Raw genomic sequence first — 14,707 nt, 5'->3', positions numbered from 1 at the left:
ACAACAAATAGATATGCGGCAACCAAAAGTAAGCCGGTAATAAATCTAAAAGGTGCCGCTAATTTTAGTTTTCTTGATATAATACAACAGAGAAGTCAGGTAAATCAGCCGAGTTAGAATATATGGGTTAATGCTCCAAGCAAAGTAAACAACCCAACGATTAATGAGATGATTAAGACTACTTGGCGTTCGGTGAGAGGACGGCGGTATGTTATGATGGTTACAAGGCTTTTTCGGCTCTCAGAGCAGAGTTTTTTGCCGTCGAATGTTACTGCCGCTTTTTTGCCTACAAAAAAGGCAGAGAGCAGGATAAGAGCAGAGTTAAAGATGAAGGGGAGAATGGAAACAAACAGGTTGACTTTTAAGTCGGATATGACGGCAAATGAGGCGACGGTCATGCCTATTGCAAATGAGCCTGTATTTCCTACAAAGATTTTTCCGGAAAAGTTAATTGCGGCTAAAACCAGCCAGAACAGAAGGGGACCAACCATAAGCAGATAGTTTGGCGAGAAAGCCATCAGACCAGCTATGACTATGGCGGGGCAGATGGATTCAAGTCCATTTAATCCTCCAAGTTGATTTACAACATTAGTCACGATCATGACGATTAGGGGGATTATAATGTAGAAGTATGCACTGCCGAAGTCCACCAAGCCTAAAAAGGGCAGAGCTATGCTTGTTCTGGCACCGATTGCTTGAGCATAATAAATCAAAGGCAGGGCAGCGATGATGGGCATAAATGCTTTGTAGCGCCATTTCAAATCTATCCAGTCATCCATCATACCCATAAAACCGCCAAAGAGCACACAAGCCGCTAATGTAAAAGCGGCTGAAACGGGCTCAGGGTTGGAGCTTTGTTGCAAAAAATAAACCAAAAAAAGATAAACGGTTGTGAATAGGACGTAAAAAACGCCTAAACCGTTGGGGATTAGAGGGCGCCCAACTTTGTGCTGGTCAGGAACCCTTGGCAACACTTTGTTACGTTCCTGCATTACCGAACTGGGTGATCAAGGTTGTATGCGGCCCAGTCTATCTCAAAGATGGCCACGATCGGTACCAGTCCATATTGGAAGGGCGATGTCAATAGACCTGCAAATGAATTGAATGAATCAGATGCCGCAGGTTTGAAGTATTGCAACGGTTCAACCTGTTGCGAACTTGGACTTACTGGCACTTCAAGCTCTTGCATCAATGCACAGTAGGTATATTCAGTATAGGTTAGGAGTTTTACTATAGTAGTGTTTAGACCGCGCTCATTCCATTGCCAGCCGTATTGTGTGCTTTCGCCAAAGGTGGTTTCGTCAACCCATGCATCTGCGGCGCTTATGAAGCCTTGATCTATGAAGCGTTGTTTATCTTGCCCTGAAATACGTGCCATCCAAGTCCATTTGCCTTCGTCGCCATAACCTGCTGGGACCATATAGTATGTTTCTGTGCTAGTGTCTGACTGGAGAGCTAAGACTGTAAAGATTGCGATGTATTTGGTGTTTTCTTGACCATATGCGGAGAGCATTTTCATGGCTTGTTCCTCGTCGCCCATGAATATGAAACCCACGTTTGCTATTTGTGTAGCGTTTACAGTGGTGTTATCTGCCAAACTGGTCACGTTTCCAAGGTCGCTTAGCCAGTTTCCGTAGTCCCACCACATAACCACAACATCGGTTGATTTAGCGTTCTCTTTTAACCAGGTAATGGCATCTAGCCATGCAGTGATAGGTTCGGTTAATCCAGCACCACCCACTGGAAGACTGGAGGCGCTTATTGCAGTAGGTGTGAGCGCCTGTGATACTGGTCTTGGCATGCCACCGCTTTGTGGTGAAACTGCCAAGTTTGTTACTAGGAGTATGAATACAAACAAGATTGCTATGCCGCCGTATTCTCTGCTGACGCGCATTATTTTGCGTTTGGATTTGGCAATGTTTTTAGATGTGTCTTTTAGACTTGCGCAGAACGGCTTTAGCAGACCATATATGCCTATGGCGGCGAGTATGGCAAATGCCGGTGCTAAGATTACCAACAACCGAACCATTGAAGTTGCGAAATATAGCGAAGTTGCCGCAAAGAGCAACATGAAGATGTTTCGGTTAGTTGGTTTGCGTATTGTGAGGAATAAACCGATTAGGAAGAACAGGATAACGATCCCGAATTCAATATAGAGGTTACCCCAGCCCGATAGCCTCTGTTCAGCTACAGAGTCAACAAGCGGCGAATCTGATCGGATAAATGGATTTAGAACTGTGATAAATTTACCTGCCAGATCAACAAGTGAACCAGTTATCGCAAGGATAGAAACTCCGCCAACTATGGCAACCAATGATGCAACCGTGAGAGTTAACTTACTTTTTATCGATATGTTATTGCGCAGAAGCTCTGCTATTATCAGCACTACAAATACAAAGGCTACAGGCAGAATTGCACCCGAGGTTAGATATCTCAGGCCGATGTAGGGAACTTTGGTACCTATCATCAGGGCTAAACCAAAGGTTACGCTGTAGGTTACAAGCATTCGGGTACTGTAGCGTTTGAGGAGAACCATAACAAAGACAAAGAGACTGGCTAAGGCAATAGCATAGTATGCAGCACCCCAACCAGAAATAAAGTATGCTAACGCTAGACCTGCACCTAATGAATACAGAAGGGAGCCCTTAAGCGAACGATTACTATCCATAGAACGCAGGAAGAAGAATATGAAGAAAACTAGACCCAAAACTCCCGGGACTTCAGTATCAAAGAATCCCAAGGAACTTCTCTGCAGAAAAGACGGGGCTAATGCGAGAAATAACGCAGCAAATAAACCAACTGTTCTGCCGCCCATGTCTTTGCCTATAAAGTAGATGATAATACAGGAAAGTGCAGCTATAAATGCGGGTAGAATTGCGCAGAAAGTCATTAAATCAATGTTTGGACTAAAAATGGATGCTATACCGTAGAGAACAGCCGCTGTCGCTGGTAGAGCAGGTAGTGAAGTGGACATATCTAAGCCTGTTGGATACCATTTCATTGTGTCAATCCAAGGCTGAGGATAATACGGGGAGAGCAGACCGTTGTCTACCATGTGTCTAGTGATACTGAGCTGGTAGAAGGGGTCAAACTCGTTGAGAAATGATGTGCCGGCTGTAAGGTTTTCCCATCGGAGCGGCAACAGACGAATGGTTACTGCAATAAAGAGTATGAGAAGCAACGCTACGCCTGCAATGATTGTGCCGTGGCTTATTCTGAGTCCGAATCTATTGAAACCGCCGAGTCGTTCCTTGAATGTTTCCCCCAACTTAGGTATCTCCAGTGTATATTTCCGTTTGTACTATTTTACACATGGGAGGTTTATTTATGGCTTTCCAAACATATCTACACAGGTTTCATAGTCCGTGAATGCCTTGTTATATGCATGATCACCCAAGGACTATACCTTACGATACGTCTCAACCCAAAAATTTTCTCTAATGCCGACAGAATAGGTACCAAACTGCTTTGTGAAGTTCGACCGAAAGGTACCCAGCTGTACCCCAACTTTCGCTTAATTGTGAACTCTGTTTTAGATATGCATCGCATCATCTCGCCATATGAGTGACGATATGATTTGCCCTGTATTGCCTTTAAGTGAGCTTTTATGCTGGATTTGTTACCAAACGATAGAACCGCTGAAGCCTCAGGTTTGAGGGTGCGCATACATTCACCCAAAGCTTGGTCTAGCTCGGGAATGTAGTCTAGCACCTCAATCATAAAAACCACATCAAATATGCCATCTTTTAGCGGCAGGTTTCTTGCATCAGCCAAAATAATGTTAACGTGCCGACTTTTCTGTTTGAGGCGTCTGAGCGCATAGGCATTTATATCTATGCTGACAACACGGGCTTTGCTGTTTTGGGGAAGCAAAGAGAAACGACCTGCCTCAGCACCCACATCCATAACAGATAGGTTCTCTTGGGATAGATCAAGAGATCTAGAGATAAAATCTGTTTCAAGACGTGTTAGATACTTGCCCATCTTGGTTTTTGCAGCCATTTCCCAGTGGGTTTCTGAGGAGAAATCAGATGAGGAGGAGGATACAGAGGTGGTTTCCATTGGGAATTCAACGCTTGTTTAGGGGTATAATTTCAACCTCTATGGGTAACAAGGATAGCTTGCGGCTACATTGTGGACATTTTCCGCTGTTTTGTTGGATAATTTCATCTGGCGGTTTTAATTCAGTGCCCTCATATAGAATATAATTACAACCATGACAAACAACACGTTGTGGCATCCCATACCCCCCTAAATACATCCGCAGGGCATATTTATTGCTTGCTAAACCCCCAAGATAGAGCATCAAAGATAGAACTGAAGGTTTTAATGGATAGAATGCTGGGATGAGGTGGTTAGAGCACGTGAAGTACACACTAATCGTCACTGAAAAACCCGATGCTGCAAACCGGATAGCTACAGCCTTAGATGCGCGGGGTAAACCCAAAAAATCAATCCAAAATGGCGTGCCCTACTATGAATCCTACCGCAGTGGCAACATTGTGGTTGTTCCAGCACTTGGTCATCTCTACACCATAACCAGTAAACAAAAAAAACGCAACTACCCAGTTTTTGATTACCATTGGGTGCCCCGCTATCAAGCAGAGAAAAAAGCGGGACGAATTCGGGTTTGGCTCAAGGTTATCTCGAATTTGGCTAAAGAGGCAGAAATGTTTGTGGATGGCTGTGACTTTGACATAGAAGGCAGCATCATTGGCTACACTATACTCAAGTACGCCTGTGGTGAAAAACAAGATACCGCTAAACGCATGAAATACTCCACGCTAACCGATGAAGAACTGCAAACCGCCTACGATAATCTTTTACCCCATCTTGATTTTGCACTGGTAGAAGCAGGACTAACCCGCCATGAAGTCGACTGGCTCTATGGTATAAATCTCAGCCGAGCCCTCACAGAGGCCGCTAAAACCGCCAGTGGACAGTATAGTACCTTGAGCACAGGCAGAGTACAGGGACCAACACTACGGTTTTTAGAAGAACGCGAAAAAGACATCCAATCATTTGTGCCTACACCGTATTGGAAGCTTACCGCAAAAATCAGCATAGACAACAAAATTTATGCGGTAGAATATGAGCGTCCACTTGAAACCTTAGCGGAGGCAAAAGCGATTCAGAATGCCGCTAAAACTAAAACAGGCACCGTATCTTCAGTTGAGGTTCACGAATCTGAGGTTCAACCGCCAGTACCGTTTGATTTGGGCACCCTGCAAAGAGAAGTCTACAAACTTTTTCACTACACCCCCATACGCACCTCGGCAATTCTGCAACGACTATATCTTGATGCCCTGATTTCTTATCCGCGGACAAGCAGTCAAAAACTGCCGTCTGCCATCGGCTACAAAGACATACTCAAAAAACTCCAAAAAACGCCCGCTTACACAAAACAGGCATCAGAACTCTTAGCTAAACCCAGCTTAAAGCCAAACGAGGGTAAAAAAATCGACCCCGCCCATCCTGCTATATATCCTACAGGAAATCTAGCACAAAAACCCCTAGATGCCTCATCTAGAAATGTCTTTGACTTAGTAGTAAAGCGTTTTTTGGCTGTTTTTGCTGAACCCGCGGTACGCCAAAATGTAAACATCACAATCAGCCTCAATGACTACCGCTTTTGTTTAAGCTTGGCACGAACACTTATGGAGGGCTGGTTTAGGTTTTATCGTCCCTATGTACGTATAAAAGAAGATACTTTTCCACCGCTAATGGAGGGCCAGACGGTAGATGTTTCGCAACTCAGCGTGAAGAAACATTATACTAAGCCGCCGCTTCGCTATAATCCGCGTAGTCTGCTTCTTGAGATGGAAAAAAAGGAAATTGGAACTAAAGCAACCCGTGCTTCGATCATTCAAACTCTTCACGACCGCAAATATCTAAACGGAGTAGATCAGTTAGCTGTGAGTGATTTAGGGTTTGGAGTTATCGGAGTCCTTGAGCGGTACTGCCCGGTAGTTGTTTCACCTGAAATGACACGGATGCTAGAGGGGAAAATGGAGGATATACAGCAGTGCAAAGAGAACAAACAAAGTGTGCTTACAGATGCCGTAGAAACCCTAAAGCAGGTTACTACAGAACTCAAAGCCAAAGAAACAACTATTGGTTCGCAGTTGAGCGAAGCACTTAAGCAGTCATGGTTAAATGATCGGGCAATTGGAACCTGTCCAAAATGTGGGTGTAATCAACTAATTATACTGCGCTCAAAAAAGTCAGGGAAACGGTTTGTGGGTTGCACGGGTTTTTTTGAGGGCAAATGTAATATGGCGTATCCATTACCACAGAAAGGTACAATCAAACCGCTTGGAAGCGCCTGTAAAATATGTGACGCACCTGTGGTGGCAACATATATGCGGGGAAAGAAACCTTGGAGGCTCTGCTTAAATCCGCAATGCAACTCCAAAGCTACAGCCAATAAACCTGAAGCTGGTTGCTAGAAGCATTTGTTAGCATTTATGTGACTATTGTAAGAAAAAGTTAAAGACATACCGCAACATAGTCTTTTGATGCTCACACACTATAAAGAAGATAGTTATGAACTGTAGAATTTGTAACCGAGAAGTTGAAGCCAACGGGTTTTGTTCATTGCATTTGGGGGCATATCGCAATATTGTGGAGAAATATGCGGTTTGGCATAAAGCACTGGGCATAGATTGGGTAGAATATTTAGTTCAAATACAGAAAAATACTTTAACTGGAGAATGGGCTAAAGAAGTAGCAAGTGACATAATTACAGGAGAGAGCACTGATGTCAGAAAAAATGAAGAAACATACTGAGGACATGTCGTTCTCGTTTAGTCGATGGTTCCGTCGGGTATCGGCAAATACACCCTCAACCTTCATAATCACAGTTGCCATAATCGGCTATGCAATATTTCTCTTCAGCGGCGGCTTATACACCCTCATCGTCCGACCCATCATGGTGTACCCTGCAGGAAGCACAATTTATTTCCTGTATCCTAATCTCAGCATGCAATTTGGCGGAGACACCATAATAACTGCAATTCTCTATTCACTAGGTTTCTTTGGTATGCTCTCTCTATATCAAAGTGCAAAAAGTACAAGTAAGCCTAAACAGGCCTATATGTTACTTATTGTCGGCATTAGCTTACTATTGATATCATACATATTCATAGAAAGCGCAATTAACTTCAAGATAACCGGCGGCGCTTAATAGAAACATATAGCCACAACCAACAGGTTGTTGGCAGACCATTCATTAACAGGTCTGACAACAGCCCCTCTGTCTTTATTTAATAGCTAAATATATAACAAAAGAATATAGCGCTAACTTTGTTGACTTAGAGACAACAATATCGAACCGTGCGCTATTTTGTTTGGTAATTGCGCGGTCCAATTAGGATTCTGGGTAATTATGGATTACCAAGGGTGTTTTTTGAGTTTTAGTTTATAGGCTATAAAGTTAGTGAGCAAATGTATAGGTGGAGTTAGCAACAATACTACAGCGATAACTGGCCAGCTCAAGCCCTGCCAGCTAATCAAAGCTAAGGGTAACGCGAATACTACAGCACCCACCACAAAGTCGATTTGGTCTACGATGGGCAATAAGCCGCCTGGAACAATGTTGAGACGCCGCTTAATGAATGCTCCTGTCAGATCCCCCAATAATGCGCCTAGGGGAATAAGGGCGCTAAATAGCAAGGGATAGTTGTCAAAGCCAAAAATGAAGCCCTCAGCTATACCAACCATAAAACCCACGGCCCATCCAAAGAAAAATCCACGCCAGGTTTTGTTGTTGCCAAAAATGCGTTTGCCGTCGGTAAAGTTTTTGCCAAAGTCCATTTTTGTACCGCCGCCTGCAAGGACGGGAGTAGCATTAGCACAGTAGGCTGGGAAAATGAATTTCAGGGCTTCTATTATGAGCAGGACGACATCCATAGGTGTTCAGCCGTTTTAGTGGAGTTGGGTATCTTTTATTCCGTTTCCTCCTATTTGTACGTAGCATATAGCACTTTGAGGAAGACCCGCTACTTTTTCGATTGTTACTTTGATTGTTTGGGGAAATTGGGTGGGTTTTAGAAACAAGATGTTTTCAGCCCAGAATTGTAGAACCCTAGTTGCCACGGGACGTACATCTGAGGCATCATTACCAATTACACTTCGGACTTGGCTGGTCATAACTAATGGAATTTTTTTGGTTTTTACTGTTTGGGCCAATAGGGCAAGTTGTCGGTTTAATTCTCGGTTGGTGCCGTATGCTCGGGAGAATTCGGCGGCTTTGGCGCTGTAGAGAGACGTGAAGGTGTCTATTACTATTAAACCAACGCCTGTTGTGTAGTCTTCTATGTGATCGATCAGGGCGGTTTGTTCTTTGAAATCTTGTGGTTTCACCAAGATTATGCGCTCAGCAACTTCGTCAAATCTGTCACCTGAGAGCTGTGCGAGGCGTTGGGTTGAGAAGCTGTTGTCGCAGTCTGCATAGAGGATTTTGTGTCCCTGTAGAGCACAGTAGACTGCGGATTGCATCGCTAAGGTGGATTTGCCGGTTTCAGGTTCGCCGTAGATGAGGGTGATTGTTTGGGGGTTTATGCCTCCGCCGATGGCTTTGTCGATGGATTCTACGCCGATTGAGATTTGCGCCATGGAATCACTTTTTAAGGATTATTAAGAGATAGATATTGTGTTTGCACTTAAACGTATACTCTTTAAGGATGTTGTATGAACGAAAAAGTTGCTGTTGCAACAGTGCGAGGCATAGCCTACTTCCACATAGTTAACATGCTCAAAAAACATGATATTTCATTTTTGAGTCTGGTTCCAGGCACGCCAGTGCCGCCTAAGGTAGAGCTGGTCATAACTACGCCTCAGGAACGGCATCTAGTGAACTTTGAGCAGGTTTTGGTTTTTTGCAGCGAGGATGAATTGGATAGTTTACTCAATGCAACCAAACGGTTAATGCTTGGCAAAGAAGCTTACAAAAGAATTGTTATAGGTATTGATCCCGGTGAGGCCATTGGCTTAGCAGTTATCGCTGATGGGAAAATCATAGAACAGGAAACCTGCTATAGTAATCAGCAATTGGTTTTAAGCATACAAAAAATTCTAAAAAGTGTTGACTATACCTTGACCAAGGTTATTATAAAAATTGGTAATGGTGTAGCAGTTTATAGGGATCTGCTCAAAGAGCTTGATTATGTTTTGCCGATGCAGATTGTGCTTATGGTGGTAGATGAGACCAGAACCAATCAACCTCTAAAAGATCGCCGCCATAGCCGAAAAGTAAGGCATATTTCTTCAGCTATACATATAGCTGGGCGATTAGGTAATTCAGTGCACAGGAGACCAATGATTGCGGCAAGCCATACAACCCAATAATACGCTCATAGTGGATGGTCCAGCATCAGTTGAGCTGATTTCGGGAAAAGCAGAAGTGTTCGGGTGCCCCTTTAATGAACTACAGCGGACTGTTGTTAGGGAAGGTAAACGTATGCCATTTTTTGCATCTGAACCCTCGGTTTTTGATGTTGTGTTGGGTGCAAACGCAACGGTGCAGGAGATGGAGGGCAATACGGTTCCAGAATCGTGGAATAAACCCATCCAAATCGTGTTGGGACTTGAGAAAAAGCCTATTGTAATTTTAGTTTTAGGTGCATCGGATTCGGGAAAGAGCAGTTTATGCACCTATATGTTAAACAAGATGGTTGAAGCCAAACGTAGAGTCGCAATTCTTGATGGAGATTTGGGTCAGTCTGATATTGGTCCCTGCGCAACTGTTGGCTATGCAATAGTCACTAAACCTGTCGTTGAACTCTATGATTTACGGTATCAAAACGGATACTTTATAGGCGTCACTTCGCCTCCAACAGCAGTTGCCAAAACGCTTGAGGGCTTAGCGGCCATTATGGGAGAAGCCAACCAGCGCCAAGCAGATGTTATAATAATCAACACAGATGGCTTTGTATCAGGTATTGATGCTATACGTTATAAGCTGAGTTTGATTAAAGAATTAAAGCCCAATATTGTTGTTGGGGTTCAGATAAAAGATGAGCTTACGACGTTGATGTCTTATCTGGGAGGCGGGGGTGTATTAACAGCGACACCTTCACCTGCGTTGAGTCAAAGAACATCAGAGAAACGGCGGATTCTTCGTGAAATGACCTATGCTAAGTATCTGCGTAAATCAAAATTGCAATGTTATCCACTTAGTCAAGTTACAGTTGAGCCTCGAAATGCTGTACCTAAAAAGCAGGATCCTGAGAAAGGGGTACTTATAGGGTTATATGGCTGGGGAAACAGGTTTTTAGGTATTGGAGTTTTGCGTGCAATTAATGTTGAGAGACGGACTTTGAAGGTTCAAACGGCAGTTACCACAACACCTCATCGACTCATCATCGGCAAGGTCTTGTTAAACCGTAAGCTTCAAGAGATTCAGGATTGAGAGGAAAAGAAAGCTCTGACTTCATCACCCAATATGCCGGGTTTATCGGGCAGGGTTTTCATGCCGTTTGTTATCCAGCTGGGTATGAAGCTTTTGCAGTATGCTGATCCAAAGCGGTAGTCGAGAAAGATTATGGCGCCTTTGTCATCTAGGGTGCGAATGGGTCGGCCTGCGGCTTGGGTGGATTTTTTCATCGCGGGTAATGTGTAGCCGTATTCTCGGCCTCGGCCTGGGAAGCATCGTTCGTAGTAGTCGATTTGTGCTTTTACGCGTGGGGTTGGCTCAGCATAGGGTACACCTACAACCAATACTGAGTTCATTTGGTTGCCGGGGAAATCTACGCCCTCTGAGGTACGACCACCTTGCACGCCTAAAAAGACTGCTCCGCCCCGGTCGCCGCATACTTTGAAATCTTGCACTAATTTTTCGTTGGCTTTAGATGTCATGCCGCTTTTTTCACAATACAGTGGTTTTAGTAACTGTTCCTCAAGACCCTCAGAGAGTAAGGCATTGAGTACTTGGAAGCTGGCGGCAAAAATCCCTGTGTTAGTTGGGGTGCTGTTAACGACCTCGTTTATGCGTTCAATCATGGTCTGGTACATTTTTGGTGTGCGATTCTCCATTGAGGTGGTAACTCCGCTACAAACAGCGGAGAAAATGTGCTCCTTTGGAAATGGTGAGGGAGCTAAGAATTGCACGGTGTCTTGTGAGAGATGGGTGATGCGGGCGTAGGCTTCTAGGGGTTGGAGGGTACCTGACATGATTACATTAGCATAAGTGGAGCTGAAAACGGGTGCAGTTATCTTGGAGGGATCAAGGGCAGCGATTTCGAGTTTACCGGTTTTGTTGCCTTCTTTGGTAAAGTAGCGGCTGGCCACATTTATGTAGGAGTCATCATCTGCTGTTTCGATCCATTTCTGCAGGTATTCGCCCATAGAGTTAATGTAGGAACGAGGGTTTCTGCCTTCAGCAAGCATGCTTTTTCTTATTACCAACCCGGTTTCGTGGATGTGTTCAAAGAAAGAACGTGGATTTTGAATGCCGCCTTTTTCGATTATGCTTTTTATGCGGCTTGCGGGAATGATTTCTTCTTTGTGAACTTTATCGGTTAGGGTTTCTATTTCGTTTCTGAAGTAGTGGATGAATTGTTCTATGTCGCGGTAGTCGTATCTTTCGGCTTCTGTTTCGGCGGCTTTCATGACAAATGAGGTCAGCTGGCTACCAGAGATGTCTATGGCGGTTTCGGGCAGATTGTGAGCTTCATCTACAACTAGAATTATCCTTGAGAGCTCAGTTTCTAGGTTTTTTAGAAAAGCTGTTCGGATTATTGGGTCAAAGACATAGAGATAGCTTAGTGCGATAACCCGTGCCTCAGATATTGCGCCCTTAACTAGGTCGTAGGCACAGAGTTCCTTTTTTTTGCAGGAACGCAGAATTTCAGAGCCCATATAGGGGCGTCTGGAGATTTCTTGCTGCATTTGAAGGTACTCCCAAGAGCGGTTTTGTACGTTTGTGTGGTAGGGACATCTGCCTTTGGATTTGAGCATCTCGCAGACTTCCATAAGTGAGCGTGAGTCAGATGCACCCTTGGAGGCAAATACGTTAAGACACATTTCGTTGCGTCCACGGATAGATACGCCTGTTATGGGATGTTGTTTGTATATAGCTCGGAGTTCTTCGATGACTCGGTCATGCTGGCGGTGGGTTCTTGCGACATAGAGAACCTTGAGGTCTTTTTTGACTGCAATGGGGAGCACTGCAGAGAGAGCAGAGATTGTTTTGCCCAAACCATTGCTACCCTCGATGAGTACGCTTTTACGGTCATTTAGGGCTTTGTTAACAGTTGTTATAAATTCGTCTTGGTGGGGACGGGCCTTGCCGTAGGGAAAGTATTCTTGGACTTCTGCGGGTAGCTGCATTAGTTAACTCTTCCATTAGAGGGACAATATGTGTTGAGAGGACAGGTTGGGCAGAGCGGCTTTTGGGCTTTGCAGGTTTTTCGGCCATGCGCAATAAAGAGCAGATGGGCCAAGCGGTAATCTTTGGGTTCAAAGAACCTCTGTAGACTTAGCCGCACCTCTTCATAGCCGCCATGTGCAGGTGCCAAACCTAGGCGTCTTGAAACCCGATTAACGTGTGTATCCACAGGTAGGGTGGGTTTACCAGCAGAAAAAAGTAACACTACATCTGCTGTTTTGGGTCCCACACCGGGCATATCCATAAGCGTTTTTCTAGCCTCTGAAGTGGGCAACGCTAAAATTGAATCGAGATTTCCACCGAATTTTTCAAGCAGAGTTTGAGACACTGTTTGAATGGTTTTGGCTTTGCCTTGATAGAGTCCAGCCACTCGTATACAAGCCTCAATTTGGCTGATTTCGGCGTTAGCCAACACCTCGGGCACAATTTGAAAGCGTTCAGAGAGAATTTTGTAGGCACGCTCAGTGTTGGTATCTGCAGTGTTTTGAGAAATAATTGTGACAACAAGGGTTTGATACGGATCTGCTCCAGATTTAACAAGCTTAGGCAAAGACAACCTACCATCTAGGGTTGTTAAAATTGTTAGTGCACTGGGCTGTGTTAATATCGATCTCACCCTCTGTAAGGCTCTGTAGATGTTTAACAGGTTATAAATACTGATTGTACAGAAAAACAACAATCAAATTAACACACAAACACCGATGCAAGTACAATTCACGGAACCCAAATAGGGGGTATAAAAGATCCAGCATACACCTACTAGAAATAGCGTAATAATTGATTGGTTATAGTGTTTATTCAATAGCTTAATTAAAAGCAAGAACCTACCTTGCATAAGGGTAGTTGTTGTTTTAGCTAAGGTTCAGTTCAACAAGCAACCCGTGAAGAGGAAAAATATGAGTAATTTTCAGAAAATTGGTATATTTAGCCGTCTTGTCGAGTTATTAAACCAAAATAAAGGGGTTCATGCTCGAGGCTACAACAGAAGAATAAAGATTCTAGTAACATCTGGACTTATTATCGTTATTTTAGTTGCTCTTTTTGCGTTGCTTCCAAGATACAATCAAACCCCTCAGATGGATACTCCGGTTGATGCCGCAAGTCCTCAGCCATCAACAACAACCTCGTCTAATAGTGATCAAAACAAGATAACTGGGAATATGAATAACTTTTTAACTGATATCAAAGAATCAAGTGATAAGACGCCTAGAAAGCCAGGTGTTTTAGAATCAGCTCAGACAATAAATAGCACCACTTGGCGGGCTATGGCAGCGATTGCATGGCGTTACTATCAGCCAGATACAGGTGTTGATAGAAATACTGGGTTGCCTTTGGCAGGCGTAGGTTCACCCTGCATTACAGATTGGGATTTAGGTGCCTACATTCAAGCAGTTATTGATGCAGAAAGCTTGGGGTTGGTTAATCGAATCGGAGCTTGGGGATTTGAGGAAAGAATAGATAAAGTTCTAGATTGGCTAGAAACTCGGGAGTTAAGCGGTGCCAATAATCCATTTTGGTTTTACCATTCAGATACCGGAGCAAAAGTGCAGGACAACTCAGTCCCAGATGAGCATATCGATATAGCAGACACAGGACGCCTGTTTGTTGCACTAAACAATCTAAGAGATTATGGTGACTATTACACCGCAAAAATAAATAGAATAGTATATGGCCAAAATTACGGTCGAACAAATTACGCCAACATAGTGCCCACAATAAAAAACCTAGCAGAAACAGACACAAACATATACGCATACTACATAATAAGAGGCATTGAAGCGTTTTATCCAGAACTTACTGGTTCTTCTAGAAAAGTGCTAGACAACATACTCTCATCGGAGTATATCGATGTAGGAGGCAATGTTAGGTTGCCTAAAGCAAGAATTTCATGCGAACCATTACTTTGTGCATTTTTTGAAATAAAAAACAACGATCCCAGACTAAAAACGTTGTTAGATATGACTTATTCAGCACATGAAACATACTATAACGAAAATAAGAAATTTCGTGCCTTTGGAGAAGGACCCGGCTCGGCTTCAAGCGACTGGCAATGGGAATGGATAGTACTACCGGATGGTCGAACCTGGATTGCTCTAAACAGTGCTCAAGAACCAATAACCCTCCCGCCGATGATTTATACAAAAATTGCGTTTAGCTTCTTAGCCATCTACAACACCAATTATACTAAAAATATGTGTATTGCTTTGACCGCATTATAAATAAGTGTTGATTGTATATGTTAACACGTGCTTAGTTATGAATAAAAAGTACAGTGTTAACTTGACCAAAGATGAGCGTTGGATAATTTTTGAGACAATT

14 protein-coding genes are annotated in these 14,707 nt (G+C 43.6%); 6 read left to right on the top strand and 8 right to left on the bottom strand.

The window, feature by feature from the left end:
- Window positions 1–113: 113 nt before the first annotated feature.
- From FWF39_RS01515 to FWF39_RS01500, 4 genes are all read right to left on the bottom strand, one after another.
- Window positions 114–992 (bottom strand): hypothetical protein, encoded by an 879-nt coding sequence (locus FWF39_RS01515; RefSeq protein WP_343381673.1) that lies wholly within the window; start codon window positions 990–992, stop codon window positions 114–116.
- Window positions 992–3,268, bottom strand: coding sequence for an STT3 domain-containing protein (locus FWF39_RS01510; RefSeq protein ID WP_343381672.1), 2,277 nt, complete (start codon window positions 3,266–3,268; stop codon window positions 992–994). Before FWF39_RS01510 ends, FWF39_RS01515 begins: the two co-directional genes overlap by 1 nt.
- Before the next feature lie 77 nt (window positions 3,269–3,345).
- On the bottom strand, window positions 3,346–4,062 hold the full coding sequence (locus tag FWF39_RS01505) for a class I SAM-dependent methyltransferase (protein ID WP_343381671.1): 717 nt from the start codon (window positions 4,060–4,062) through the stop codon (window positions 3,346–3,348).
- A 7-nt stretch (window positions 4,063–4,069) separates the two neighbouring features.
- Window positions 4,070–4,240: a hypothetical protein gene (locus FWF39_RS01500; protein WP_343381670.1), complete on the bottom strand. Its 171-nt coding sequence runs from the start codon at window positions 4,238–4,240 to the stop codon at window positions 4,070–4,072.
- Window positions 4,241–4,364: 124 nt separating this feature from the next.
- Between FWF39_RS01500 and topA the strand changes: the two genes are divergently transcribed.
- The 3 genes from topA to FWF39_RS01485 all read left to right on the top strand — a co-directional run bounded on the left by topA (window position 4,365) and on the right by FWF39_RS01485 (window position 7,186).
- Complete coding sequence (gene topA, locus FWF39_RS01495; protein WP_343381669.1) at window positions 4,365–6,449, top strand: DNA topoisomerase I; 2,085 nt, start codon at window positions 4,365–4,367, stop codon at window positions 6,447–6,449.
- Between the two features lie 97 nt (window positions 6,450–6,546).
- Window positions 6,547–6,789 (top strand): hypothetical protein, encoded by a 243-nt coding sequence (locus FWF39_RS01490; RefSeq protein ID WP_343381668.1) that lies wholly within the window; start codon window positions 6,547–6,549, stop codon window positions 6,787–6,789.
- Window positions 6,773–7,186 (top strand): hypothetical protein, encoded by a 414-nt coding sequence (locus FWF39_RS01485; protein ID WP_343381667.1) that lies wholly within the window; start codon window positions 6,773–6,775, stop codon window positions 7,184–7,186. The genes FWF39_RS01490 and FWF39_RS01485 overlap by 17 nt, the downstream gene beginning before the upstream one ends.
- Before the next feature lie 206 nt (window positions 7,187–7,392).
- On the opposite strand, the gene FWF39_RS01480 is transcribed toward FWF39_RS01485, so the two are convergent.
- Both FWF39_RS01480 and FWF39_RS01475 read right to left on the bottom strand, forming a co-directional pair.
- Window positions 7,393–7,911 carry a CDP-2,3-bis-(O-geranylgeranyl)-sn-glycerol synthase gene (locus tag FWF39_RS01480; RefSeq protein ID WP_343381666.1) on the bottom strand — a complete coding sequence of 173 codons (519 nt, stop codon included), beginning with the start codon at window positions 7,909–7,911 and terminating at the stop codon, window positions 7,393–7,395.
- A gap of 15 nt (window positions 7,912–7,926) precedes the next feature.
- Complete coding sequence (locus FWF39_RS01475) at window positions 7,927–8,616, bottom strand: AAA family ATPase (RefSeq protein ID WP_343381665.1); 690 nt, start codon at window positions 8,614–8,616, stop codon at window positions 7,927–7,929.
- 75 nt (window positions 8,617–8,691) lie between these two features.
- On the opposite strand from FWF39_RS01475, the gene FWF39_RS01470 reads away from it, so the two are divergent.
- Together FWF39_RS01470 and FWF39_RS01465 are read left to right on the top strand one after the other, a co-directional pair.
- A complete protein-coding gene (locus FWF39_RS01470) occupies window positions 8,692–9,348 on the top strand; it encodes a hypothetical protein (RefSeq protein WP_343381664.1) in 657 nt (218 codons plus the stop codon).
- Window positions 9,323–10,411 (top strand): Clp1/GlmU family protein, encoded by a 1,089-nt coding sequence (locus FWF39_RS01465; RefSeq protein ID WP_343381663.1) that lies wholly within the window; start codon window positions 9,323–9,325, stop codon window positions 10,409–10,411. The genes FWF39_RS01470 and FWF39_RS01465 overlap by 26 nt, the downstream gene beginning before the upstream one ends.
- Here the strand turns inward: FWF39_RS01465 and FWF39_RS01460 are convergent.
- Together FWF39_RS01460 and nth are read right to left on the bottom strand one after the other, a co-directional pair.
- On the bottom strand, window positions 10,402–12,330 hold the full coding sequence (locus FWF39_RS01460; RefSeq protein WP_343381662.1) for an ATP-dependent DNA helicase: 1,929 nt from the start codon (window positions 12,328–12,330) through the stop codon (window positions 10,402–10,404). The two genes, FWF39_RS01465 and FWF39_RS01460, sit on opposite strands and share 10 nt — an antisense overlap.
- Complete coding sequence (nth, locus tag FWF39_RS01455) at window positions 12,330–12,938, bottom strand: endonuclease III (RefSeq protein WP_343381661.1); 609 nt, start codon at window positions 12,936–12,938, stop codon at window positions 12,330–12,332. The genes FWF39_RS01460 and nth overlap by 1 nt, the downstream gene beginning before the upstream one ends.
- A gap of 346 nt (window positions 12,939–13,284) precedes the next feature.
- Here nth and FWF39_RS01450 point away from each other — a divergent pair, with 346 nt between their 5' ends.
- Window positions 13,285–14,607, top strand: coding sequence for a DUF3131 domain-containing protein (locus FWF39_RS01450; protein ID WP_343381660.1), 1,323 nt, complete (start codon window positions 13,285–13,287; stop codon window positions 14,605–14,607).
- Window positions 14,608–14,707 lie beyond the last annotated feature (100 nt).

This window comes from Candidatus Bathycorpusculum sp. (genome assembly GCF_009778815.1).
GTDB classification, from domain to species: domain Archaea; phylum Thermoproteota; class Bathyarchaeia; order Bathyarchaeales; family Bathycorpusculaceae; genus Bathycorpusculum; species Bathycorpusculum hydrogenotrophicum.
The sequence above is the reverse complement of the archived record's forward strand: the minus strand, read 5'-3'. Positions and strand labels throughout refer to the sequence as shown.